General features: G+C 64.8%; 23 protein-coding genes. 5 read left to right on the forward strand and 18 right to left on the reverse strand.

Annotation, left to right across the window (positions count from 1 at the left end; translation table 11 throughout):
• Positions 1-217: 217 nt before the first annotated feature.
• Positions 218-1,399 (reverse strand): phosphoglycerate kinase, encoded by a 1,182-nt coding sequence (locus BWR02_RS18200; RefSeq protein ID WP_139559331.1) that lies wholly within the window; start codon positions 1,397-1,399, stop codon positions 218-220.
• 32 nt (positions 1,400-1,431) lie between these two features.
• On the reverse strand, positions 1,432-1,992 hold the full coding sequence (locus tag BWR02_RS18205) for a thioredoxin family protein (RefSeq protein ID WP_139559332.1): 561 nt from the start codon (positions 1,990-1,992) through the stop codon (positions 1,432-1,434).
• Positions 1,993-2,127: 135 nt separating this feature from the next.
• Between BWR02_RS18205 and BWR02_RS18210 the strand changes: the two genes are divergently transcribed.
• Complete coding sequence (locus BWR02_RS18210) at positions 2,128-2,709, forward strand: peroxiredoxin (protein ID WP_139559333.1); 582 nt, start codon at positions 2,128-2,130, stop codon at positions 2,707-2,709.
• Between the two features lie 23 nt (positions 2,710-2,732).
• On the opposite strand, the gene ubiB is transcribed toward BWR02_RS18210, so the two are convergent.
• The 6 genes from ubiB to hslV form a co-directional block, all read right to left on the reverse strand.
• On the reverse strand, positions 2,733-4,382 hold the full coding sequence (ubiB, locus tag BWR02_RS18215; protein WP_139559334.1) for a ubiquinone biosynthesis regulatory protein kinase UbiB: 1,650 nt from the start codon (positions 4,380-4,382) through the stop codon (positions 2,733-2,735).
• Positions 4,383-4,391: 9 nt separating this feature from the next.
• On the reverse strand, positions 4,392-5,042 hold the full coding sequence (locus BWR02_RS18220; RefSeq protein ID WP_139559335.1) for a ubiquinone biosynthesis accessory factor UbiJ: 651 nt from the start codon (positions 5,040-5,042) through the stop codon (positions 4,392-4,394).
• Between the two features lie 9 nt (positions 5,043-5,051).
• On the reverse strand, positions 5,052-5,801 hold the full coding sequence (gene ubiE / locus BWR02_RS18225) for a bifunctional demethylmenaquinone methyltransferase/2-methoxy-6-polyprenyl-1,4-benzoquinol methylase UbiE (RefSeq protein WP_139559336.1): 750 nt from the start codon (positions 5,799-5,801) through the stop codon (positions 5,052-5,054).
• Between the two features lie 64 nt (positions 5,802-5,865).
• On the reverse strand, positions 5,866-6,222 hold the full coding sequence (locus tag BWR02_RS18230; RefSeq protein ID WP_139559337.1) for a gamma-butyrobetaine hydroxylase family protein: 357 nt from the start codon (positions 6,220-6,222) through the stop codon (positions 5,866-5,868).
• Positions 6,223-6,224: 2 nt separating this feature from the next.
• Positions 6,225-7,550 carry an ATP-dependent protease ATPase subunit HslU gene (gene hslU, locus BWR02_RS18235; protein WP_139559338.1) on the reverse strand — a complete coding sequence of 442 codons (1,326 nt, stop codon included), beginning with the start codon at positions 7,548-7,550 and terminating at the stop codon, positions 6,225-6,227.
• Positions 7,547-8,110 (reverse strand): ATP-dependent protease subunit HslV, encoded by a 564-nt coding sequence (gene hslV / locus BWR02_RS18240; protein ID WP_139559339.1) that lies wholly within the window; start codon positions 8,108-8,110, stop codon positions 7,547-7,549. Before hslV ends, hslU begins: the two co-directional genes overlap by 4 nt.
• 346 nt (positions 8,111-8,456) lie before the next feature.
• Here hslV and BWR02_RS18245 point away from each other — a divergent pair, with 346 nt between their 5' ends.
• Positions 8,457-11,537 (forward strand): cation-translocating P-type ATPase, encoded by a 3,081-nt coding sequence (locus tag BWR02_RS18245; RefSeq protein ID WP_201276320.1) that lies wholly within the window; start codon positions 8,457-8,459, stop codon positions 11,535-11,537.
• Between the two features lie 3 nt (positions 11,538-11,540).
• Complete coding sequence (gene metK, locus BWR02_RS18250) at positions 11,541-12,728, forward strand: methionine adenosyltransferase (protein WP_139559340.1); 1,188 nt, start codon at positions 11,541-11,543, stop codon at positions 12,726-12,728.
• Positions 12,729-12,843: 115 nt separating this feature from the next.
• Here metK and BWR02_RS18255 read toward each other — a convergent pair whose 3' ends face one another.
• Positions 12,844-13,128, reverse strand: coding sequence for a YMGG-like glycine zipper-containing protein (locus tag BWR02_RS18255; protein ID WP_139559341.1), 285 nt, complete (start codon positions 13,126-13,128; stop codon positions 12,844-12,846).
• A gap of 15 nt (positions 13,129-13,143) precedes the next feature.
• Positions 13,144-13,581 carry a Rap1a/Tai family immunity protein gene (locus BWR02_RS18260; RefSeq protein WP_139559342.1) on the reverse strand — a complete coding sequence of 146 codons (438 nt, stop codon included), beginning with the start codon at positions 13,579-13,581 and terminating at the stop codon, positions 13,144-13,146.
• 581 nt (positions 13,582-14,162) lie between these two features.
• Here BWR02_RS18260 and BWR02_RS18265 point away from each other — a divergent pair.
• The gene (locus tag BWR02_RS18265; protein WP_201276321.1) at positions 14,163-14,360 is read left to right on the forward strand and encodes a YgaP family membrane protein; all 198 of its coding nucleotides are present in this window, start codon (positions 14,163-14,165) and stop codon (positions 14,358-14,360) included.
• Positions 14,361-15,060: 700 nt separating this feature from the next.
• Here BWR02_RS18265 and lnt read toward each other — a convergent pair.
• The 5 genes from lnt to BWR02_RS18290 form a co-directional block, all read right to left on the reverse strand.
• The gene (lnt, locus tag BWR02_RS18270) at positions 15,061-16,626 is read right to left on the reverse strand and encodes an apolipoprotein N-acyltransferase (RefSeq protein WP_139559343.1); all 1,566 of its coding nucleotides are present in this window, start codon (positions 16,624-16,626) and stop codon (positions 15,061-15,063) included.
• A gap of 285 nt (positions 16,627-16,911) precedes the next feature.
• Positions 16,912-17,634 carry a hypothetical protein gene (locus BWR02_RS18275; RefSeq protein ID WP_139559344.1) on the reverse strand — a complete coding sequence of 241 codons (723 nt, stop codon included), beginning with the start codon at positions 17,632-17,634 and terminating at the stop codon, positions 16,912-16,914.
• On the reverse strand, positions 17,612-18,157 hold the full coding sequence (locus BWR02_RS18280; protein ID WP_139559345.1) for a copper resistance CopC family protein: 546 nt from the start codon (positions 18,155-18,157) through the stop codon (positions 17,612-17,614). Before BWR02_RS18280 ends, BWR02_RS18275 begins: the two co-directional genes overlap by 23 nt.
• Before the next feature lie 16 nt (positions 18,158-18,173).
• Entirely contained in the window at positions 18,174-19,391 is a 1,218-nt protein-coding gene (locus tag BWR02_RS18285; protein WP_162560231.1) for a sialidase family protein, read from the reverse strand.
• Between the two features lie 71 nt (positions 19,392-19,462).
• Positions 19,463-19,816, reverse strand: a complete 354-nt coding sequence (locus BWR02_RS18290; RefSeq protein ID WP_139559347.1) for a hypothetical protein — start codon at positions 19,814-19,816, stop codon at positions 19,463-19,465.
• 592 nt (positions 19,817-20,408) lie between these two features.
• Here BWR02_RS18290 and BWR02_RS18295 point away from each other — a divergent pair.
• A complete protein-coding gene (locus BWR02_RS18295) occupies positions 20,409-20,693 on the forward strand; it encodes a DUF4389 domain-containing protein (protein WP_139559348.1) in 285 nt (94 codons plus the stop codon).
• Here BWR02_RS18295 and BWR02_RS18300 read toward each other — a convergent pair.
• From BWR02_RS18300 to lipB, 3 genes are all read right to left on the reverse strand, one after another.
• Positions 20,665-21,219, reverse strand: a complete 555-nt coding sequence (locus tag BWR02_RS18300; RefSeq protein ID WP_268921428.1) for a YdcF family protein — start codon at positions 21,217-21,219, stop codon at positions 20,665-20,667. The two genes, BWR02_RS18295 and BWR02_RS18300, sit on opposite strands and share 29 nt — an antisense overlap.
• Before the next feature lie 235 nt (positions 21,220-21,454).
• Positions 21,455-22,459 (reverse strand): lipoyl synthase, encoded by a 1,005-nt coding sequence (gene lipA / locus BWR02_RS18305; protein ID WP_139559350.1) that lies wholly within the window; start codon positions 22,457-22,459, stop codon positions 21,455-21,457.
• Positions 22,456-23,079 (reverse strand): lipoyl(octanoyl) transferase LipB, encoded by a 624-nt coding sequence (gene lipB, locus BWR02_RS18310; protein WP_139559351.1) that lies wholly within the window; start codon positions 23,077-23,079, stop codon positions 22,456-22,458. Before lipB ends, lipA begins: the two co-directional genes overlap by 4 nt.
• Between the last annotated feature and the right edge of the window lie 4 nt (positions 23,080-23,083).

The raw sequence follows: 23,083 nt of genomic DNA on the forward strand, positions 1-23,083 counted from the left end.
AGGCTCGTGGGTAACCATTCACCACCCCTCATGCTGGGTAGTGGGAGCGGGCCGGGAGGGCGAGACCGTCTGCGGGAGGGAGCCCGCAGGCTAGCCTCCAGGGACGGATTCACGGCGTGTCTCGGCTTCCCCGCCCGCTCCCGCGAGAGGGAGGCGTGAACCGTTACGGCTCGTGGCCTCCCGCAGCGGATCCTGGCTAGAACGGTCTGGGCGACTTTCAGCCGCCTGCCGCGCGCTTTTCGAGCATCGCGACTGCAGGCAGCACCTTGCCTTCGAGGAACTCGAGGAAGGCGCCGCCGCCGGTGGAGGTGTAGGACACCTTGTCGTTGATGCCGTACTTGTCGATTGCCGCCAGCGTGTCGCCGCCACCGGCGATCGAGAAGCCGGCGCTTTCGGCGATGGCCAGCGACACGGTCTTGGTGCCTTCAGCGAACTGGTCGATTTCGAACACGCCGACCGGACCGTTCCAGACGAGGGTAGCGGCCTTCTTGATCAGCTCGGCATAGCAGGCTGCGGTTTCCGGACCGATATCGAGGATCATGTCGTCCTCGGCCACGTCGGCGACCTTCTTGACCGTTGCTGCAGCGGTCTCGGCGAATTCCTTGGCGCAAACGACATCGGTCGGGATCGGGATCTCGCCGCCCTTGGCCTTCGCGGCCTCGATCAGGCGCTTGGCTTCGGGGATCAGGTCGACTTCGCACAGCGACTTGCCGACCGGGTAGCCCGCTGCGGCGAGGAAAGTGTTGGCGATGCCGCCGCCGACGATCAGCTGATCCACTTTGGTCGACAGCGAATCGAGCACGGTCAGTTTGGTCGAGACCTTGGAGCCGCCGACGATGGCCAGCAGCGGGTGCGCCGGGTGGCTCAGTGCCTTGCCGAGTGCATCCAGCTCGGCCGATAGCAGCAGGCCGGCACAGGCGACCGGCGCGTGCACGCCGACGCCATGGGTCGAAGCCTCGGCGCGGTGCGCCGTACCGAAGGCATCCATGACGTAGACGTCGCATAGCGCCGCCATCTTCTGCGCCAGTTCCGGATTGTCCTTCTTCTCGCCCTTGTTGAAACGGACGTTCTCGCACAGCACGACCTCGCCCGGGGCTACGTCCACGCCGCCCAGCCAGTCCCTGACCAGCGTGACCGGCTTGCCGAGCAACTCGCCCAGACGCTCCGCGACCGGTTGCATCGAGAACTCTTCGGCATATTCACCCTCGGTCGGACGGCCGAGATGCGACATCACCATGACCCGGCCGCCGGCTTCCATTGCGGCCTTGATCGTCGGCACGCTGGCGCGGATGCGAATGTCGCTGGTGACCTTGCCATTCTTGACCGGCACGTTCAGATCCTCGCGGATCAGTACGCGCTTGCCCTTGAGATCGAGGTCGGTCATGCGGAGGAAAGTCATTGAAGTCTCCTGGAAGTTGGGGGAAAGGGGAATCAGCCGCCGGCACGCCACTTTATCGAGCAGCCGATGCTAGGAATCTGGTGTTCGGGGCCCCGGTCGGTTTCCGCAATCTGCTTCATGGCATCCAGCAGTTCGCGAGGCGCATCATCCGATGCGGCGGCCCGGCCGCTGGCATCGAGGCGGCCGCGGTACTGCAGTTCGAGCCGGCTGTTGTAGCCGAAGAAATCCGGCGTACAGACGGCGCCATAGGCCTTTGCAACAGCCTGGGTCTCGTCGAACAGGTACGGAAACGGGAACCCGAACTCGGCGGCAACGGCCTGCATGTTCGCGAAGGAGTCTTCCGGGTAGTCGGCCGGATCGTTGGACATGATGCCCACCGCGCCGATGCCGCAGGCGGCGAGTTCGGCGACGTCGCGCACGAGTCGCTCCCGTATCGCCTTCACATAGGGACAGTGATTGCAGATGAACATGACCAGCAGGCCATGCGGGCCGCGGCACCGGTCCAGAGTCCAGATGCCGCCGTCGGTGCCGGGGAGTTCGAAGGGGATGGCTTGACGGCCGAAGTCGCAAACGGGGGTTTCGATGGCGGCCATTCTGCTCCGGTCCGATCATCTCAAGACACGGGATGATAGCAAATAAGATTTGCGGCTTGCCACGACGAAGGCAGGCACCGCATGCTGACGCGGCGCGCCAATGCGTGAATCCAGGTCACCGAGAGGAGTTATGTCATGGGTCCTGAGGAACCTCCCACCGATTTTCTGCGCAGGTTTCCGGACGGTCTTCCGCGGCCATCTGACGATGGCGCCTGCGATCATCTTGAGGGGACCCGGCTACCATCAGTGGAGCTGCAATCAACTACCGGCAGGGTAGTCGATCCGTCCCGTATCCCCGGCTGGGTGGTGCTGTTCTGCTATCCGATGACCGGCCGGCCGGGGCGCCCCATTCCCGAGGGCTGGGTGCAGATTCCAGGGGCGGCCGGCTGCACGCCGCAAGCGTGCTCCTTCCGGGATCGCCATCACGAGTTGCAGCCGCTGGGTACGACCGTGTTCGGTCTCAGCGCTCAGGAAGCCGCAGACCAGCTTGAAGCCGCGGAACGGTTGGAACTCCCGTTTCCGTTGCTGAGCGATGCGGACTTGCGGTTTGCGAACGCATTGCATTTGCCGCAGTTCGAGGTCGAGGGTTTGCGTTTGCTCCGGCGCGTAACGCTGGTTTGCCAGACCGGGTTGATTCGCAAGTTCTTCTATCCTGTTTTTCCGCCCGACCGGAATGTCGATGAAGTTTTGACGTGGTTGCGCAGGCACGGCCGCTAGCTCGGCCTGCGAAGAACGCACGCTCAGCGCCAGGCGGAAAACAGCAGCGCGGCGCCGGTGACGCCGGTGAGCCATAGCACGGCGGGTGCCCAGGCCGTCATCAGGGCGGGGGGCGGGACCGCGAACAACAGCGTCGTCGCGATCAGCAGCGTGGCTCCGGCGACGCTGCGCGTCAGCCGCTGCTGGCCGCTGCGGATTTCGGCACGCAAGTCCTGCAATTCGCGCGAACGGAAACTGACTTCGAGCCTGCCGTCGACGGTATCGCGCAGTGCGCGGTGGACCAGTCCGGGAAACTCGGGCCATTGTTGCGCCCAGTCCGGCAGTTGGAGGCGGACCTTCTCGAACGCCGCCTTGGGGCCGATTTGTTCGCGGAACCACTTTTCCAGGAAAGGCTTTGCCGTTTTCCACAGATCCAGCTCGGGATAGAGCTGCCGACCCAGACCCTCGATGTTGAGCAGCGTCTTCTGCAGCAGCACGAGTTGCGGCTGCACCTGCATGTCGAAGCGCTGCGCGACCTGGAACAGCCGCAGCAGCAGCGCACCGTAGGAAATCTCGCTGAGCGGCTTCTCGAAAATCGGTTCGCAGACGGTCCGGACCGCAGATTCGAATTCCTCGACACGGGTCGAGGCCGGTACCCATCCCGACTCGATATGCATTTCCGCGACGCGCCGGTAGTCGCGGTTGAAGAAGGCCAGCAGGGCTTCCGCGACATAATGCTGATCGGCGCGGGACAGGCTGCCGACGATGCCGAAATCGATTGCGATGTACCGTGCGGGAGGCAACACGAAGATATTGCCGGGGTGCATGTCGGCGTGGAAGAAATTGTCCCGGAACACCTGTGTGAAGAAGATCTCCACACCGCGTTCTGCCAGGAGCCGGAAATCGACTTCGGCGCCGCGGAGTTGCTCGATGTCGCCGACGGGAATGCCCGAAATTCGCTCCATGACCATCACGGCCTGGCGCGTGTAATCCCAATAGATGCGGGGGATGTAGAGGATCTCGGAGCCTTCGAAGCGGCGCCGGATTTCGGCGGCGTTGGCGGCTTCGCGCACCAGATCGAGTTCATCGAGGATCGTCTTGCGGAACTCGGCAACGACGTCGATGGGCCGGAACCGTCGGGCTTCCTGCCAGAACCGCTCGGCGGTCGTCGCGAGGCGCTCCAGCAGGTCGAGATCGGAGCGGATGCGGCGGTCGATGCCCGGCCGTAGGACTTTGACGACCACGGACTCGCCGCTGTGCAGCCGCGCCGCGTGTACTTGAGCCACCGAGGCCGAGGCGAGGGCGTTTTCATCGAATTCGGCAAACAACTCCAGGACCGGCCGTCCGAGTGCCTGCTCGATGATTTGCTGGGCGTCGGCGCCGGGGAAGGGTGGGACCTGATCCTGCAATTTGACAAGTTCGTCGGCAATGTCGTCCGGCAGCAGGTCGCGCCGCGTCGACAGGGCCTGGCCGAACTTGACGAAGATGGGCCCCAGGTCTTCCAGCGCGCGGCGCATCCGCGCCGCCCGCGGGCCGCGCACATCGCGGAGCCAGGTGCCTGGCGTCAGCTGGGCGGCGAGCCGCAGCGGTGTGGGGAGCGGTACCGCCAGCAGCAGATCGTCCAGGCCGTGGTACAGCAGCACCCACTGAATGTGCAGCAGCCGCCGCAGCGACTTGATCGACGAGAACGCCATGTCCGAGGGCTAGTCGTGCGGGACCGGCGCGGCGGCGGTCGCAGTACGCAGTCGCGTCAGCCGCGCTTCGAGCCGATCGCAGTCTTCGCGCAGGCGGTCGACGCCGGACAGGAACGCCTCGCCCTCGGCGGGTGCCGGGATTTCCCGGACTTCCTCCTGCAGAAACTCGGTGACATCTTCGCGGACGGTCGTGGCAGTCCGTTCGGCCCAGGCGTGAGCGGCGTCGGCCACGCCGGCGACATGTCCCGCAACGATCGGTCCCAGCAGCGACGAGACCCGTTCGCGCCATTCCCGGGAAGCACTCGTGAAAATCTTGCGCAAGGCATCGGCGACATCAGTGTTGCCATCGATCCGGATATCGCCGGCGGCGAGCGCCTGATGCGGCGACCGACCGAGCCCCAGTCGGGCAAAGGCCGGCAACGAGCCCGTCAGCATCGCATCGGGCGTAGTGCCGGACTCCATCTGGATCTGCAGTCCTTCGGGCGTCGGCAGCAGGTAGGTCGTGAATCCGGGCGGGTCGACACGTAGCGCGATGGTCCGGCCGGACAAGGCCTGCAACTGCTGGCGGCTGGCGTCCGAGCCGAGGAACCAGCGGCCCAGCGCCTGTTCCAGTACTGCGACGGCCGCCGTTCTGGCGATCAAGGTGACTTCGCCGGTCATGATGCGCGACTAAAGTTTGTAGCCGCGGTGGATCGCTACGACGCCCTGGGTCAGGTTGAAGTACTCGCAGCGCTCGAACCCGGCGGACTCCATCATTTGTTGCAGCGTGTCCTGGTCAGGGTGCTTGCGGATCGATTCCGCGAGATAGCGGTAGCTCTCGGCATCGTTCGCGACCAGCTTGCCGATGAACGGCAGCACCTTGAACGAATACAGGTCGTAAGTTTTGCGGAAAGTGTCGCCCGGTGGCCGGGAGAACTCCAGTACGATCAGTCGTCCGCCGGGCTTCAGCGCACGGAACATCGACTTCAGCGCGACGTCTTTGTGCGTGACATTGCGCAGACCGAAGGCGATGCAGACGCAGTCGAACGAAGCATCCGGAAATGGCAGTTGTTCGGCGTTGATCTGCGCGTAGGAAATCCCTTTGAGCACTCCGCCGTCGATCATCCGGTCGCGGCCGCGTTTGAGCATCTCGGCATTGATGTCCGACAGCACGACCCAGCCGGCCCGACCGACGCGCTGACGGAACAAGTCGGTCATGTCCCCGGTCCCGCCGGCGAGATCCAGCACCCGGTCGCCGTGGCGAACATGGCTCAGTTGCACCGCAATGCGTTTCCACAGGCGGTGAATGCCGAGCGACATCAGGTCGTTCATGACGTCGTATTTGCCGGCGACCGAGTCGAATACGGCGCGGACCATCGAGGCCTTTTCGTTGACCGGGACTTCCTTGAAGCCGAAGTGGGTTTTGTCGGTGTCGTTCATCGGTCTTGTGTGGGGTCGGTCACGCCCTTGCTGTGCGGGAGCGTAAGGTTCGTGGGGTGCGGGTTCAAGCGCGCGGATGGCCTGCCGCGGCGCAGCGGGCAAGGTAGTCTCCCCACAGGCGGTCGCGGTTTCGGGCCATGTCGTAGAGCAGTTCCCAGGTATAGATGCCGGTGTTGTGGCCATCGCTGAAGTGCAGCTTCACCGCGTAGTTGCCGACCGGCTCGACGCTGTCGATCGTCACCGATTCCTTGTCGAGTTGCAGCATCTCCTGTCCCGGCCCGTGCCCGCGCACTTCGGCGGAAGGTGAATGCACGCGCAGGAATTCGTGGGTCAGTTCACCCCGGATGCCGTCCTCGAAAGCGATCTCGAAGATACGCGAGCGCGTATGGACCTTGATGTCGACGGGGATCGGTGTGGCCATGCTCACAGGATGTAGCGGCTCAGGTCTTCGTCCATTGCCAGTTCGCCGAGGTGGGCGTCCACATAGGCACCGTCGATTACGATGGACTCTCCGTTGCGATCGGCGGCTTCAAAGGACACCGCCTCGAGCAGTTTCTCGAGCACCGTGTGCAGCCGGCGGGCGCCGATGTTCTCGGTCCGTTCGTTGACTTCCCAGCTGATCTCGGCGATGCGCGAGAGCCCGTCGCGCGTGAACTGCAAAGCGACGCCCTCCGTTGCCAGCAGTGCGCTGTACTGTTCGGTCAGCGACGCGTCCGGCTCGGTCAGGATGCGCACGAAATCTCCGACCGACAACGCGTTCAGCTCGACGCGTATCGGGAAGCGTCCCTGCATTTCGGGAATCAGGTCCGATGGTTTCGACAGGTGGAAGGCGCCCGACGCGATGAACAGGATGTGGTCGGTGCGCACCATGCCGTGCTTGGTGCTGACCGTGCAGCCCTCGACCAGCGGCAGCAGGTCGCGCTGGACGCCCTCGCGTGACACGTCCGGCCCACTGTATTCCGAGCGCCGGCAGATTTTGTCGATCTCGTCGAGGAACACGATGCCGTGCTGTTCTACCGAGGCCAGCGCGCGCAGCTTGATGTCCTCCTCGTTGACCATTCGGGCCGCTTCCTCGTCGCGGAGCAGCTTCCGCGCATCCCGAATCCGCAGCTTGCGGTTGCGGGTGCGTCCGCTGTGCATGTTCTGGAAGAGGTTCTGGAGCTGGCTGCTCATTTCTTCCATGCCGGGCGGCGCCATGATCTCGACGCCAATCGGCGAAGCCTGCACCTCGAGTTCGATTTCCTTGTCGTCCAGTTCCCCGTCGCGGAGCTTCTGGCGGAATTTCTGGCGCGTCGGCGACTCGGGCGCGTCGGCCTCGGCCGTCCAGTTGCTCGCCTTCGGCAACAGCACGTCGAGAATACGTTCCTCGGCGGCCAGTTCGGCCCGTTCCTGGACGCGGGACAGTTCGCCCTGCCGCGTCATTTTGATCGCGGCGTCGAGCAGATCGCGGACGATCGACTCCACGTCGCGACCCACATAGCCGACTTCGGTGAACTTGGTGGCCTCGACCTTGATGAATGGGGCATTCGCGAGGCGGGCCAGGCGGCGGGCGATTTCGGTCTTGCCGACGCCGGTCGGGCCGATCATCAGGATGTTCTTGGGGGTGATCTCATCGCGCAGCGCTTCCGGAACGTGCATGCGACGCCACCGATTGCGCAGCGCGATCGCCACCGCCCGCTTGGCCTCGTTCTGCCCGACGATATGCTTGTCGAGTTCGTGGACGATCTCCCGAGGCGTCATTTCGCTCATGATTCTGTGGCTTCGTCGGAGGCGGCCTCGAGTTCTTCGATGACCAGACTGCGGTTGGTGTAGATGCAGATGTCGCTAGCGATGGTCAGCGATTGTTCGACGACGGTACGCGCATCGAGCGTCGTGTGTTCGAGCAGGGCCCGCGCCGCGGCCTGAGCGTAGGGGCCGCCTGAGCCGATGGCGATCAGACCTTGCTCCGGTTCGATCACGTCGCCATTGCCGGAGATGATCAGCGAGGCCTTGCTGTCGGCGATCGCCAGCAGGGCTTCGAGGCGGCGCAGCATCCGGTCAGTCCGCCAATCCTTGACCAGTTCCACGGCCGCCTTGGTCAGGTTGCCGCGGTGCTTCTCGAGCTGTCCCTCGAAGCGCTCGAACAGGGTGAAGGCATCGGCCGTCGCGCCGGCAAATCCGGCAATCACGCGGCCGTGGTACAGGCGCCGCACTTTGCGTGCGTTGCCCTTCATGACCGTATTGCCCATCGTGACCTGGCCGTCGCCGCCGATGACGACCGTGTTGCCGCGCCGCACCGAGACGATCGTCGTGCCGTGAAACTGTTCCAAACTGCCCGCTCCTCATCGAAACGCGAATTCTACATGAACCCGGATGTTCTGTTTCGGCTCCGCCGGTGGAGTTTATCGGGGGCGGGCTGTGAGCGCTTTCGGCTGTGGATCGCTCCGGCATCCCCCGACTGCGCCGCCTGTCACCGGACCGTAACAGAGATCGCGTAAGGTTCGGAAAGTTGCAGCGCCGGCTCTTCGCGCGTGTCAGGCGGCATGAGCGTAGGATAGGTGTGTCGGTGTGACTGGTGTCTCTTCAAAGCGGCGGCGAGGTCGCCGAAAGCCTGCCCACGGGATGTAGGGGTGGGGTTTTCGGCCGGTTCGAGCAGCGACTGGATGAAAATCAGGCATGTATTTTGAGGAATCTGTTGGCGAAGCCGTGGAGCAGCGGTTGTCTGGGCTGGTGATGCCATTGCGGCGGGCGTTGCCCGGCCGGATCCGGGTGCGGGTCGAGGGCCTCTACCGATCGGAGGCGATGCGTAGCCACCTGGAGCGGGTACCCCGGGGCGTCTCGAACCTGCGCGTGGTCAGTGCCAATCCGCTGACCGGCAGTGCGCTGGTGCTGTTCGATCCGCAGCGCTCGGCCCGAGAAGTTATCGGGGAGCTCGAGCGCTGGGCCGGCGCGCTGCTCAGTTCTGAGCATCCGACCCTGAGCACCTCAGTCCACGCGGCGCCGCCCGAGCGTTCCACGGCTCGCCGCAAGCGCCGCGCGCGCCCGGAGGCGACCTTCACCGCGGCGCCTGAATCGTCGCCGCGCGAGACGTGGCACACCAAGGCGGCCGAGGAAACGCTCGTGCACTTCGCGAGCACCGAACACGGGTTGCCAGCCCGCGTTGCAGCCGAGCGTCTCGACCGTTACGGCCCGAATCAGCTCGGCGCGATGCAGCGCCGTTCGCCCGTCGCGATGTTCCTGGAGCAGTTCGCGAATCCGCCTGTGGCACTGTTGGGTATGTCGGCCGTGGTGTCGGTCGCGACCGGCGGGGTTGCGGACGCGGTGGTCATCGTCGGTGTGGTGCTGATCAATGCGGTGATCGGTTACGTCACTGAGGCGCAGGCCGAGAAGACCATCGATGCGTTGAGCAACATCGGCCCCTCCCACGCGACCGTATTGCGCGACGGCGACCACCGCTCGATCTCGATCGGGGAGGTCGTTCCGGGCGATGTCCTCGTGCTCTCGCCCGGTACTTACGTGGCTGCGGATGCGCGATTGCTATCCAGCAACCAGCTGTCGGTAGACGAATCCGCGCTGACCGGCGAAAGCCTCCCGGTCGGCAAACATCACGATTTCATCGGCAGTGCCGAAACGCCGATGGGCGATCGCAGGAACATGCTGCACCGGGGCACGGTCGTGACCGGGGGTAGCGGTCTCGCCGTCGCTGTTGCGACGGGCGCCCGTACCGAGATCGGCGTGATCCAGTCGCTGGTCGGTGAGGTGCGGACGCCCGACACCCCGCTGCAGAAGCAACTCGACGACATGGGCATGCAGCTGGCCATCATCTCCGGCGGCATCTGTGCGCTGGTGTTCGGGATCGGCGTTCTGCGTGGCATTCCGATGCTGGAAATGCTGAAGTCGGCGATCTCGCTCGCGGTCGCGGCGGTGCCGGAAGGGCTGCCGACGGTCGCGACGACGACGCTGGCTCTCGGGATCCGTCAGATGCAACGCGAGAAGGTCTTGATCCGCCATCTGCCGGCAGTCGAAAGTCTCGGCTCGGTGCAGACGCTGTGTTTCGACAAGACGGGCACGCTGACCGAGAACCGCATGCGGGCCGTGGCCGTGATGACGCCGGAGCATGTGGTCGAGCTGTCCTCATCCGGCGCATTCACGCTGGATGGTTCCCCGATACATCCGTCGGAGCGGGAACCGCTGCTGCGCCTGATGGAAGTGGTTACGCTGTGCAGCGAGGTGACCTTCCACGGCGATGTCGGGCCGCCCGAGCTCGAAGGCTCACCGACCGAGAAGGCTCTCGTCGAGATTGCGCTGCTGGCGGGCGAGGACGTGCGCGCCCTGCGGCAGCGGTATCCGACGGTGAAGACCATCCACCGTGCGGAGGGGCGGCTGTTCATGGTCACCGTGCACCTGGACGAGGACCGGAAGCCCGAGCACCTGATCGCCGTAAAGGGCAGCCCGGCTGAAGTGCTGGCGCTGTGCAGCGACTATGCGAATGGCGGCGGCAGGATCGCGCTGGACGATGAACGGCGGTCGGCGATCCTGGAGCAGAACGAACTCATGGCGGGTCAGGCGCTGCGCGTACTCGGCGTGGCCATCGGGCACTCGGTCCGGACGTCGACCGCGGCCGTGACCAAGGGCCTGACCTGGCTCGGACTGGTCGGCATGGAGGACACGATTCGTCCCGGTATGGAGGAACTGATCGACCGGTTCCAGGAGGCCGGGATCGAGACGGTCATGATCACCGGCGATCAGAGCGCGACGGCCTTTTCGGTCGGTCAGCGCCTGGGACTCAACCATCGAAAGCCGCTGGAGATCGTCGATTCGACGAGCCTGGACAAACTGGAGCCGGAGGTCTTGCGCGCCATCGTCCGCGACACCACGGTTTTCGCGCGGGTCAGCCCGGCGCACAAGCTGCGTATCGTGCAGGCGCTGCAGGATGCCGGGCTGGTGGTCGCCATGACCGGCGACGGCGTCAATGACGGGCCGGCGCTCAAGGCGGCCGATGTCGGCGTCGCGCTGGGCGAGAAGGGCACCGAAGTGGCCCGATCGGTCGCGGACGTCGTGCTCGAGGACGACAACCTGCACACGATGATCATCGCGGTGGAGCAGGGTCGCACGATCTATCGCAATATCCGGAAGAGCCTCCATTACCTGCTGTCCAGCAATCTCAGCGAGATCGAGATCATGCTGGTGACGACGGCGATCGGGGCCGGGGAGGCACTGAATCCGATCCAGTTGTTGTGGATCAACCTGATCACCGACATCATGCCGGCGCTGGGCTTGTCCATGGAGCCGCCGGAAAGCGACGTGCTCAAGGAGCCGCCGCGTGATCCGAAGGAGCCGATCCTGCGGCGCAGCGACTCGCTGCGCTTGCTGCGCGAGTCCCTGGCCATATCTGCCGGTACACTCGGCGTGTACGGCCTGAGTCTCGCCCGCTACGGTATCGGTCCCCGGGCATCGACCAACTGCTTTATGACCCTGACGCTTGCGCAGTTGCTGCATGCCATCAGTTGCCGCTCGGAAAAGACCTCGGTGCTGAATGCCCGCGACGGTAATCGGATACTTGCGACCGGCATCGGCGCTTCGTTTGCATTGCAGATTCTCGCGGCCTTCGTGCCTCCGCTGCGCACGCTGTTGCATCTGACGCCGGTCGCTGCAGTCGACTGGCTGGCGATCGCGGCGGGCGCGACCTTGCCGTTCGTTGCCAACGAGGCCGTCAAGCACTTACCTTCCCCGCCAACGGCCGATCATGAGACTTGAGCCATGACCAAGAGCTTCCTGTTTACGTCCGAGTCTGTCACCGAAGGCCACCCGGATCGGGTCTGTGACATCATCAGCGATGCCGTGGTGGATCGCTTTCTGCAGCAGGATCCGTACACCCGCGTGCTGACAGAATGCGCCTTGTCGAAGAACGTGGTGTTTCTGGCAGCGCGGTTTGCGTCCAAGGCGGTCGTGGACATCCCGGAGGTCGCGCGCAACGCGATCGCCGAAATCGGGTACCACCCGCAGGAGTTCAACGCCTCCGACTGCACCGTCGTGACGAGCTTTGTCGCCCAGTCATTGGATAATCGCGCCGAGCAGGACGAGGCCGGACTGAGCGACCGGGAACTGGACCGGATCGTGGTTCGCAATCAGGTCACTCAGTTCGGCTACGCATGTACCCAGACGCCGGAGTTGCTGCCGTTTCCGATCGTGATCGCCAACCGGCTCGCACACCAGTTGACCGCGGCGCGGCGCGAACGCAAGGTCGCCTATCTGTCACCCGACTGCACGACCCAGGTCGGCGTGGAGTTCGACTGCGGGCGCCCTACACGTATCCACAGCATCACTTTGATCGCCGGGACGCACGGTGTGCCGGACTTGGGAGCTGCCGAGTTGCGCAGGGATCTGATGCAGTGGGTCATTGCCCCCGTCTTCGGTCATGAGGAAATCCAACCCGATGAGCGCAGCGAAATCTTCGTGAACCCCCGGGGCATGCTTCACAAGAGCGGACCGGCCGCGCATTCCGGCATGACCGGCCGCAAGACCGCCAGCGACAGTTATGGCGGATTTGCCCGCCAGTCAGGGTCGGCCCTGAGCGGCAAGGATCCGATGCGCATCGATCGTGTCGGCGCCTATGCCGCCCGCTACGCCGCCAAGAACGTGGTTGCGGCGGGCCTGGCCGAGCAATGCGAGGTCCAGCTCAGCTACAGCATCGGCCAGGCACGCCCCGTCAGTCTGGTGATTTCGACCTTCGGCACGGGATCCGTCAGCGAGGAAGTCATCAAGGCGAGGCTCGAGGAGCACTTCGATTTTCGTCTCGGCGCGATCATCCGCGATTTCGATCTGCGACGCCTGTCAACGCGGAACAAGGGAGGCTTCTATCGCAAGTTGCCGTCCCACGGCCACTTCGGTTCATCCTTCACCGAGTTGCCGTGGGAGCGCGTCGATCGGGCCAGCGCGCTGCGCTGAGCTGCGTCTAAGGAAGCACTGACTCGGCGGCGAGCGGTCGGGTACTCCGGCCAAGATGCCGTCGGGCAGGCGACCGCGGGGGCCACACTACCACTCCCGCCGATCGGATTTTCGATCACGGCGAGCGGCCGGCGCCGGCAGAACCGGCCTGGAAGCCAGCTTCGTAAGATTGCTGTTTCGATCGCTGGTACCGATCGGTCAGCAATCCGCCCAATAGGCCCACCCCAGCGCCGATTCCGGCGCCCATGCCCGCATTTCCGGCGATCGCACCGATCACGGCGCCGCCTGCCGCGCCCATACCGGCGCCACTCAGAGCCCGCTGCTGGGTGGGGCTCATGTCCGCACAGCCGGCGCTCATCACAGCCGCGATCACCGGTATCACCTTGTAAGCCGTCTTCATGTCATGACTCCTGGTTCAGGGGTTCTTGCCGGTCCGGGTCTGCTGTGGGCAGGGCCATTGTGCCATCGCCCACCGGACGACGCCGTCCAGCGGGGTTTCGCTGCCATATTGCGGATTCGCCAGATGCCACTGCACGAACAGGGCTGCGCCCTGATCGCGCGTGACCCGTTGATCCTGGCAGTACAGGCTGTCCTTCAGCGCTGCCTGACTGACATCGTCGTAGTGACGGACGCCGAGGATGAACCCCTCACAGAAATGGATGGCGGCGATCCGGTTGGGATCGTCGGGTCGCGCGCTGCAGAGACTGACCAGGTCTGCGGTGGTCCGCAGCAGAAAGTTATCGGTCGTCACCGGGCTGCTCACCCGGACCGGTGCGGGCCCGGCGCGGCAGACCGATCCCGGAATTGCCGCCAGCAGCAGTAGCCCCGCCGCGAGCGTCGTCTTGGTTTTCATCGTAGGTTCTCCTGATTCATGTTGCCGTGTGGAATCCTGGGTTCGGTGGCAGCTTGCGGTCATACGGGATGCGGCTGCTCCGGTTCATCGGAGGGCGTGGAGCCTCCAGTGGCGGACTCCCGTGGTGCGCGGACTCCGCCATTCCCTTCTCCCCGCAACGACACTGCATGGTGCAGCCGCATCATCCATTCCGGCCCGGCCGGAAAGCACGAGGGCGAAGTCCGCGGACCTGTCCCGAGATGCGCACTCCGCGTGCACCATGCCTTCCGGCGAAAGTAGCTGTCAAGGGTTCTCCGGCGGCAGCCGCCGGAGAATTCCGGGCCAACTGCTTGACCCCTGCTTATCGTTTCGGATTAACTGCAGCCCACGGCACCAGTCCAGGGTCCGGGCCTGCTCCGCAGCAGCCGCATCCCGTTCCACGGGAGCCTCCGGGCCAAGACCTGGCCGGACGGCATTCGGTGTCGTGATGCCCCGATGCGATCTCGCGGTTGCCAGCTCACTGGCTGTCTTGCAGGGGGCGAACAAGCTGGTGTCGCGATCTGGAAACGACAACAAGAGACTAACAACGAGGAGGATGAGCTATGAACCTGGTGAAAAATGTCGGCAAAGTCGACAAGACGGTGCGTATCGCGGTGGGAGCGTTGCTGGTCGTTCTGGCTGCGACGGGAACCATCGGTGTCTGGGGTTGGATAGGCCTTCTTCCCTTGGCCACCGGCTTCATGGGTACCTGCCCCGCGTATACGGTGATGGGCATCAGCACGACCGATACCAAGGCCTGAAAGACAGTCGCCTCAGTTCGCGGTCGGTTGGTCGGGTGCAGGGGCTTCGGAAAGGCTGGCAGGGGCGCGATGAACCGGGAATATCCCCTGCCACCTAACTCCTGAACACCGCAGTTGCCAGCGCAGGCCCTTAGCCTGCCCGTTGCTTGTACTGGGTTTGCTTAACGCATGATCGCCATCGCGCGATGGGCGCTCCGGTGCGGACGTCGTGGGGTTTCGGGGTCAGGCCGGGTATGGTCCGGTCTCGATGCCCCGCCCGCTTTTGGCGAAAGCCCCGATACGACGGCCCCAACGCTGTCGTTCCGACTCGTCCCAAAGGGGCGTTGAGCGGGCGCACTCCCTAACCCAAGACAGCCCCAAACCCGGCTGCTTCGGTGTGTCGTCTGGACGCCTTGCTTCCTGTCGCCGCGCGGACCGGCAACTCGCTGGCCGGCGGCTTGGCTACACCCCCGATGGTTTATCACGGCCTGATCCAACCTACTGTCGCCGCGGCGCTCGCTATCGGGCACTTGAAGTGCGTTCGACACGCTACTGCCTGGCGCGCTGCTCTGATCATCCGACTCGCACCATCTCTCAACGCGTCCTCAATATCGCTCCGCTGCCACGCTGACGCAATACGTAAGACTACGTAGACGGAGCCCGGACCTGACACAGCGGACGTTGTCCGGACTGGCCGCTCAGGCCGCGCCGGCGGCCGCTTTCAGCGGCGCCCGGCCAGGTACAGGCCCCACGCAAGTGCCCCGGCCAGCGTAGCCCAGAGCAGCGAAGGAACTAGGTAGAAGTGCGCTTGGTAAAAAGTGGCTTCCGGATCGCGCCGATACGGTATCGAATACACGCCGGCCCAGCGCTCGTGCACCGGTGACAGGGCCAGCACGTTCCCTGAGGCCAAGGCGGCGGTTGAGATTCCAGTATTCGTCGAGCGCAGGACCGGACGGCGAAACTCGACGCTGCGCGCGAGCGTCATGTAGAGGTGCTGGTAGGGTTCCTGCCAGCTTCCGTACCACGAGTCGTTCGTTGCGTTGACGATAAACTGCGCGCCCAGATCGGCCAGTGCCCGCGTGAAGCTTGGAAAAAGGCTTTCGTAGCAGATCTGCGGACCGATCCGATAGCCGTCCAGTTTCAACAATGTCGTCGGGCCCGGGCCCCGTGCGAACTCGCCGATCGGTGGCAGCCAGTCGCGCAGACCGGGAAACAGGTTCTCGCCCGGTATGTACTCGCCGAAGGCAAGCAGCACCGATTTGGCGTAGTGCGGCGGTACCAGTCGACCGTTGCGATCCAGCGTGAACAGGGCATTGGTGAGACGCCGCGAGGTCCGGTCGACACCGTAAGCCCCCGTGATCAGCGGCAGTTCGAGCCGACGCAACTCCTCGGCGAGTTCCAGCTGGTATTCGCTCGGTTTGATGTCCGCGCCCAGAAAGGCCGGGAAGGCGGTTTCCGGCCAGATCGCGAAATCGATCGGCCTCGCCTGGGCCTTGACGGCCTGGTCGGTCAACTCGAGATAGCGGCGAAGGATCGAGCCCTGATAGGCGTTGCCCAGTTCGGCGGCCATCTTCTCGGCGTTGCCGATATTGCCTTGTACCAAGAGGACGGACACGCTGGCATCGGGCGGCGGGAGCCGGCGAGCAAGGGTGAGCCCGCCGAGGTTGAGCAGTACGAAGGCCGCGGCGACCGCGCCCAGGAAAATACCACCGCGCCTGTTGCGCCGGTTCCGCCAGGCATAAAGCAGCGGCCAGTTGCACAGTAGCGTCGCCGCGCTGAGGCCGCTGAAGCCGACGAACTCTGCCCAATGGAATAGTGGGACCCCTGCCGCGTACCAGGAATAACCGAAATTCCAGTCGAACAAGGTCGGCGAGTAGGCTTCAGAAAGGGTCGTAATCAAGGCCAGCATGCCGATCGACAGCGGTTCGGGCCAGCCGAATGCCTGCCGACCCAGGAACCAGGCCGCTCCTGCCAACGGCACGAACAGGTGGGCCAGCAGCGCAAACGCGATCATGCCGATTCCGGCCACCAGCCAGTTCAGGTGAGCGAACTCATGCAGCAGATAGGTGACCCAGTTGAAACCGATCAGTGTGAAAACGGAAGCGGTCAACACGCCGCCCAGCACCACGCGCCGAAGGGACACTTGCCGTTGCCAGAACAGCCACAGAGGTACGAAACAGAACAATGAGGCCCATGGGGGGAACGGAATGTAGCTGGTGCCGATCATCACGCCGGACAGCAACGGGAGCAGCCAGTCCTTGCGGCAGGGCACGGGGGGTATTCTCATCGACAACTCGATTGTACGGACGAAGCGAAAGGGGGCGGACGCGGACGCGCGGCTCGGTGCTCGGGATAATCGTCCGGGCCGCGTCTTGAGGCAGGTGGGTTATCCGTAGCGCGGGCCGCGGGGTATCGCCGGCGCATATGCTACGCGGAGGTGTGTGTCAGGTCTATTTCGGCCGCGGCGTGGACGAAGTCGCGGCGAGTGAGAGTCGGGCCGTTGCCGTGCCCGGGGGGCGTAAAGGGCCGGTCGCGGCTGGACCGACCCTTAAGGAATGAAGGGCGATTCGCTTCAGGCTGCCGGCAGTTTCCGCGCGGAAGCCGGGGCTTGGGCTTCCGTCCGCTTCGGTACGGGGGCGGTCAGGGTTCGGAAGCCGATGATACCCATGATGCCGAAGAAAATGGCCACCGCGGTCCAGGTCAGTTTGCCCAGCCATGAACCGGTCTGTGCTGGTGCCGGCAGACCAACGCTGAATGGTATGCGCACGCGGTCATCCTCGGAGAACGGATCCTCGCCGACGCTGACAATCAGCGCATAATGCCCGGGTTGCGCGATGTCGACGTGCGTTTCGGCCGTACCGTTCTTGTAAACCTGTCGGGGTGTCTCGACCAGCGTGCGGACTTCCTTGGGTGGCGCGCCGTCCGCGGAGTAGCTTTCCTCGACGACGCGCAGCGCGACCGGCAGTTTGCGCACATCGCGGTCCAACAGATCCACGGTCAGGAACGTTTCTCCGACGGAAGGAACTTCCTGGCAGTACTTGGCGAATTCTGTGGCCTCGTTGCGTTGGCGACCCTTCTGCAAGGCGGTGAAGTGCATTGCATAAAAGTCGTTGGCAATGAGGCAGGTCATTGAGGCGCCCTGGTACATCTGCCGTCCATTGTCGATGCTTCGCGTCGGTCCGTTCGCGGCTTCTGCCGCGCTGGCAACGCCGAAGGCCAGGATTGCTCCACCGACGCAGCGGCGGAACACGCTCGAGGCCGGATGGGAGGCTTCAGGGTTTCTGTGGTGGCGCATGGTCGGATTCTCCTTTTGGATCCCGCATCTGAAAGAAGTACTTGCCGCTGACCACGTGGCCGTCGGCGGACAGTACCCGGTAGCGGACCATGTAGCGGCCCGGATTCAGCTTGTCGATCGATGCCCGCAAATGGGAGCGATCGGTGAAATCGAGTTTGGCGTCGTGCCGATCCACGCGATGGCCGGAGGCGTCGACGACCGCCAGCGCGAGATACTCCTGCCCGACACCCTCGTTGAAGATCAACAGTACTTCTTCGGGGCTGTCCGAAATCGTCGCTTCCTTGTCCGGAGCTGCTTTCACAAGGATTGCATGCGCCAGGTGTATCGGGGGGCGGGAGGTTCCGGCGCTCAGATTGAATGGATCGGCACCCGAGGTGCCGCCGCCCCATATGCTTCCCGTTACGTCAAGATGCGTGGCCAGTGATGTGGCCAGTGTCAGTGGGGCGTGTATCGCGGCCGACCCCGTTGCGGGCAGGGTGCCGAGACAGAGCGATACGAGCAGTAGGCAAACGGGCGTCTTCATCGATCGAGCGGTGGGTTCAGTTCAGATGCGCGGTGGCGAGAATGTCACGTCCGGCTGAGTCCTTCTCGGTCCAGAAGGCCTGGAAGCCGTCGGCGGTCGCCAGGACTCGGGGCTGGCCGGATGTCTCTGCAGTCTGTGTCAGCAGCCTGGGTTGGGACCAGGTCCTGCCGGCGTCGCCGGAGCGGATGAAGGACACCGCTGCGGCGTGCGCGGCAACGTCGGCGAAGACGGCTGCCAGTTCGTCCCTCGTTGCGGCGAGGTCGGCGCGGCGACTGCGGCCGGTTCCGATCGCTCGCGGCGATGACCAACTGCTGCCTAGGTCCGCTGAGCTTAGAAAGTAGAGACCGGCCGCGTCGGTCTTGCCGGTCCAGACGATGCTGTGCAGCGTCGTTCGGTCGCCTTGCGAGGCGATCGCCAGGGCGCCGCCGCAATGCGGGCAACCGGAAAACTGCCAGCCGAAGTCACCAACGGCGGGCATGGGTTGCCAGCTTATGCCGTTGTCCCCACTGCGGCTCAGCCGCATGTCGTGAGGCTCCTGATCCCGGTAGAGGACAACGATGCCATCTCCGGGCAAGGCGGCGACGCGGTTCCAGCAGCACGTGCAGGCCGTTGCGTCGAGCGTCGTTTCCGTGTGCCAGGTCTCGCCCTGGTCCAAGGAGCGTGCATATCGCAGTCCCTGGGAGTTCCCGTTCTCATCCCGATCGTCCAGCCACACCAGATGAAACAGCCCGTCGTCGTCGGCGGTCAGGTCCATGTAGGACTGGTTGTTGGTGAGGTCGCCGGTCGCCGGGTTGGCTCCCCGACTCCAGCTTGTGCCGCCGTCCCGGGAGAACGCAACGATCATCGGGCCGGTTCCGGGCACGGCCCCCGCGCCCTGCCATACCGCGACGAGATTGGGACCATCCGCGGCGATTTGCACCTCGTTGCCGTGCCCGGCAATCGGTGCCGGGTCTCCGCGCTGGCCCAGAGGGACCGGCGTGCTCCAGGTGGCGCCATGGTCGTCGGACCATGTGTAGATGACGGTCGGAGTGGTGTGTTGTGGCATCGTTGCCGACAGCAACGCGTGCAAACGATCGCCATCAGCGGTCACGTCCATGCTGGCGATGTCGTCGATGCCGCCAATGCTGGGTCGTCGCACTTCGCCAAGGTGTTCGTTGTCACCCATCTGGCAAGCCACCGCGGCGACGAGAGCGCCGCACAATACGATGCCCCGGTGGGCTGCGTTGGTGATCATGCGCCGTGGCCGGATGCGAGAGGTGCGGCCCATGCCGATGCTGCCGTGTGCATGCTGTCGGCCGACCGCTGTCAGTAAAGAACCGCGTGCGGGAAGAGAGTGAAATAAGCCAACAGGCCATAGCAGGCGACGGCGAGCCCGCCATGTGCCAGGAGGATCGCGCGGGAGACCTTCTTGCCTCGCTTGCTGCCGATGCCCATTACGACGCCGAGGAGGATGATGACGACCGCGAGTCCGATGTTTGCGTAAAGGCGGGTATCGCCCGCAAGGGCAGCGGCGATGACCAGCCCGGAGCCAACCAGGGCCGCGCCAGCGTGAAGCGGGGGGTACATCGGATCGATCGCGTACCCGCGCCAGGCATCGCGGACCATGACGAGACCCATCAATGCGACGAGAGTGAAGGTAGCCAGGGCACCCATCAACATAGGCAGTTCCTCCGGGGATTCGATTTGGGAGACAAGGGATGTCAACGCATTTGTAATGGAAGAAGCATGCCAGCGGACAGCGCAAATACTGGCGCTCGGTGTCGGGCTATCGGGGTCCGCCCGTGATGCGGCCTGCGGGGCAGGGAGCTAAGGTTCGACGCGTGTTGCAGGGAGGCGCGGGGTGTCCGTCGTTCTGTGTTATACGCCGCACCGAGGTTGGCAAATGCCCAAGAAATGGTGAGACGAAGGACCCGCCGCAGTGGGTGGAAACGAGGGTGGGGCGTCGCTGCACTCCGCGGTAATGCCAGTGGAGGCGGATCAGCCTCCGGCTATGGTCTACCGCAGAGTCGAGCGGAGCAGGGGGTGCACAACGGGGCGGCCGGAGTTGCTGCGGTGGCTGGAGCAACGGCGCCGACGGAAACGGCGGCGGGATAGCCCTCCCCGCCTTCTCGTCAAGACAGAGAACTCGGCCTGCGCGATCGCTTGACAGCCGCGGTCCGGCGCGGCATCGTTGCGCCTCTCGACGCCGGCGCGGGCTTCCTCGCGCTGCTGCGCTCCGCAAGAGCCGACTTTCCTTTCAGTGCGCATCGTCATGAATACATCGACCCCGCCAGATCCCCACATCGAGACCAATGCCTTTCTGCGCCTGATCTTCATGGTGCTGTGCTTCGCGCTGTTCGGGGTGGTGCGGTTGCTGTTGTGGGCCGTCGTCGCATTCCAGTTCCTGGCGCATCTGTTCACCGGTCGCGTGACCGAGCGCGGGCAACGCTGGGGGCATGCGCTGTCGACCTGGATTTACCAGATGATGCTGTTCATGGCCTACAACACGGAACGGATGCCTTTTCCGTTCACTTCCTTCGGGCCCCACGACGATTGAGCCGCCGCCTCAGGCGGTTCTCTCGGCACGTCTGAAAGTAGCGAAACAACCAGACTTGGTCCGGAAGGTAGCCGCCCCAGCGGTACCACCACCAGGCCGCCAGTTCGTACAGCACCAGGCCGGTCCGCTGCAAAGCGGTCGCATTCGGTTTCCAGTCACAGCGGCCGAAGGCTGCCCGCGGCGGCAGGTAGAACCCAATGGCGGCCGGAACCACGGAAAACCCGGCTTGGCCGAAGGCCGCTGCGGCACGCCGCATGTGCCAGTCGTGGGTCACCAGCACGATCCGCACAATGCCGACAGGATGCAGTAGGGCCCGGCACAGCCGCGCGTTGCCTGCCGTGTCGAGACTCGCCGTCTCCCGCCATGCCACATTCACTCCAAATTCCTCGGTTAGCGCCGAGGCCATGAGGTCGGCTTCCGAAGCCGGTGCGGCCTCCACACGGCCCCCGCTGACGGCAATCGGGAGTCCGCTGCGCCGGTGCAGCATCGCCGCATAACGAATCCGTTCCAGGGACAGGGGGGACAGAGCGCATCCGCCGAACTCCGGCGCTCAAGGCCGCAGCCCGCCGCCGATTACGACGATCGCCTGGGCTGGCGGCGCGTCTTCGGGGAGCGGGGGTGGCGAGAGGATGAGTTTACCGAGGCGCGCTGCGATGGCCGGCGTGCTGGCGAGATAAAGCGCCGGCGATCCCGCTGATCGCGCAGTCGATCAGCAAGGCATAGGGCTGCGGTGCCGGGGGGTTGCCGCCGGCACCCGCGGCTCAATGTGCGGGTGCCGGCGCCGCATCGGTTCCGGGTTCAAGCAACGGTGCCGCCTGCAGGTCGGCGTGGTAAGATGAGCGAACCATCGGGGCGCTTGCGACACTCGTGAAGCCGAGTTCGGTCGCGATCGCGCCGAGCCGGTCGAATTCTTCGGGCGGGACGTAGCGCAGTACGGGCAGGTGGGCCGGGCTCGGCTGCAGATACTGTCCCAGCGTCAGCATCTCGCAGCCATGGGCGCGCAAATCCTTCAGCACCTCGACGATCTCGTCGAAGGTTTCGCCGACGCCCAGCATCAGTCCGGACTTGGTCGGTACCGCCGGCAGCAGCGCCTTGACGTCGCGCAGCAGTTCCAGCGAGACGCGGTAGTCGGCGCCCGGTCGCACCGCGCGATACAGACGCGGCACGGTTTCCAGATTGTGATTGAACACATCCGGCGGTTGCCGGCCGAGCCACGCGAGCGCCGCCGGCACGCGGCCCCGGAAATCCGGGGTCAGGATCTCGATGCGCGTCGCGGGGCTGGCCGCGCGGACGGCCTCTATACAGGCTGCGAAATGCCCGGCCCCTCCGTCGCGCAAGTCATCTCGGTTGACCGAGGTGATCACGACATAGCGCAAGCCGAGCGTCCGGATGCTCTGCGCGAGGTGGGCGGGCTCGTCCGGGTCGGGCGGAACGGGTCGGCCATGGGCAACGTCGCAGAACGGGCAGCGCCGGGTGCACATGTCACCGAGGATCATGAACGTGGCCGTGCCGTGGCTGAAGCACTCGTTCAGGTTCGGGCAGGCCGCTTCCTCGCACACCGTATGCAAGGCGTGCTCGCGCAGCAGTTTCTTGACGCGGGTGGCGTTCTCGCCGGTGGTGGCCCGGACCCGGATCCAAGCGGGTTTCCGCAACGGGGCCTCGGCCGGGACGACCTTGACCGGGATCCGCGACAGCTTTTCGGTGCCGCGCTGATGCGTGTCCGGTTGGTGCCGGGAGGGCGCGTGCAGTGTCTTGGCGTCGGTCATGGGGCGGGTCCGTCTAGGTGGAGTTCGGTGATCAGGCCGAGTAGCAGGGGGGCGGTTACCTCGCAGACACGCACGGGAATGCCGAGTGCGGTAAGGCTGGTCACCGGCAGTCCCCGATAGCCGCAGGGGTGGATGGCATCGAAGGCGGACAGGTCGAGGTCGACATTCAGACTCAGGCCATGGTAGCTGCAGCCACGCCGGACGCGCAAGCCGAGTGAGGCGAGCTTACTGCGGGCCACGTACACGCCGGGGGCGCCCCGACGGGTTTCCGCGCGCAGTCCGTATTGGGCGCACAGCCCGATCACGCTGGTCTCGAGGGCCGAAACCAGCGCGCGGACGCCGAGGCCGCGGCGTGCGAGATCGATCAACGCGTAGATGACCAGCTGTCCGGGGCCGTGATAGGTGATCTGGCCGCCTCGATCCGAGCGGACCAGGGGCGCGGACAGTGGTGCGATCGCGTGGCTGGGGTCGCCATTGAGGCCCAGGGTATAGACCGGACGATGCTCCAGCACCCACAGTTCATCCGGTGTCGCGGGCGTGCGCTCAGCCGTGAAGCGCTTCATCGCGTCCCAGACGGTTGCGTAGTCTTCGACGCCGAACTGGCGGATAAGAACGTCCAAGGCC

It is taken from the genome of Methylotetracoccus oryzae, from assembly GCF_006175985.1.
Taxonomy (GTDB): domain Bacteria; phylum Pseudomonadota; class Gammaproteobacteria; order Methylococcales; family Methylococcaceae; genus Methylotetracoccus; species Methylotetracoccus oryzae.

Excerpts from the sequence above, each read along its gene's own strand:
- BWR02_RS18265 (WP_201276321.1), top strand. The coding sequence starts at position 14,163 with ATGAACCTGGTGAAAAATGTCGGCAAAGTCGACAAGACGGTGCGTATC.
- BWR02_RS18255 (WP_139559341.1), bottom strand. The coding sequence starts at position 13,128 with ATGAAGACGGCTTACAAGGTGATACCGGTGATCGCGGCTGTGATGAGC.
- BWR02_RS18275 (WP_139559344.1), bottom strand. The coding sequence starts at position 17,634 with ATGCGCCACCACAGAAACCCTGAAGCCTCCCATCCGGCCTCGAGCGTG.
- metK (WP_139559340.1), top strand. The coding sequence starts at position 11,541 with ATGACCAAGAGCTTCCTGTTTACGTCCGAGTCTGTCACCGAAGGCCAC.
- lipA (WP_139559350.1), bottom strand. The coding sequence starts at position 22,459 with ATGACCGACGCCAAGACACTGCACGCGCCCTCCCGGCACCAACCGGAC.
- BWR02_RS18230 (WP_139559337.1), bottom strand. The coding sequence starts at position 6,222 with ATGGCCACACCGATCCCCGTCGACATCAAGGTCCATACGCGCTCGCGT.
- BWR02_RS18295 (WP_139559348.1), top strand. The coding sequence starts at position 20,409 with ATGAATACATCGACCCCGCCAGATCCCCACATCGAGACCAATGCCTTT.
- BWR02_RS18210 (WP_139559333.1), top strand. The coding sequence starts at position 2,128 with ATGGGTCCTGAGGAACCTCCCACCGATTTTCTGCGCAGGTTTCCGGAC.
- BWR02_RS18205 (WP_139559332.1), bottom strand. The coding sequence starts at position 1,992 with ATGGCCGCCATCGAAACCCCCGTTTGCGACTTCGGCCGTCAAGCCATC.
- BWR02_RS18220 (WP_139559335.1), bottom strand. The coding sequence starts at position 5,042 with ATGACCGGCGAAGTCACCTTGATCGCCAGAACGGCGGCCGTCGCAGTA.
- BWR02_RS18200 (WP_139559331.1), bottom strand. The coding sequence starts at position 1,399 with ATGACTTTCCTCCGCATGACCGACCTCGATCTCAAGGGCAAGCGCGTA.
- BWR02_RS18285 (WP_162560231.1), bottom strand. The coding sequence starts at position 19,391 with ATGATCACCAACGCAGCCCACCGGGGCATCGTATTGTGCGGCGCTCTC.
- BWR02_RS18290 (WP_139559347.1), bottom strand. The coding sequence starts at position 19,816 with ATGTTGATGGGTGCCCTGGCTACCTTCACTCTCGTCGCATTGATGGGT.
- lnt (WP_139559343.1), bottom strand. The coding sequence starts at position 16,626 with ATGAGAATACCCCCCGTGCCCTGCCGCAAGGACTGGCTGCTCCCGTTG.
- BWR02_RS18245 (WP_201276320.1), top strand. The coding sequence starts at position 8,457 with ATGTATTTTGAGGAATCTGTTGGCGAAGCCGTGGAGCAGCGGTTGTCT.
- BWR02_RS18280 (WP_139559345.1), bottom strand. The coding sequence starts at position 18,157 with ATGAAGACGCCCGTTTGCCTACTGCTCGTATCGCTCTGTCTCGGCACC.
- ubiB (WP_139559334.1), bottom strand. The coding sequence starts at position 4,382 with ATGGCGTTCTCGTCGATCAAGTCGCTGCGGCGGCTGCTGCACATTCAG.
- ubiE (WP_139559336.1), bottom strand. The coding sequence starts at position 5,801 with ATGAACGACACCGACAAAACCCACTTCGGCTTCAAGGAAGTCCCGGTC.
- BWR02_RS18260 (WP_139559342.1), bottom strand. The coding sequence starts at position 13,581 with ATGAAAACCAAGACGACGCTCGCGGCGGGGCTACTGCTGCTGGCGGCA.
- hslU (WP_139559338.1), bottom strand. The coding sequence starts at position 7,550 with ATGAGCGAAATGACGCCTCGGGAGATCGTCCACGAACTCGACAAGCAT.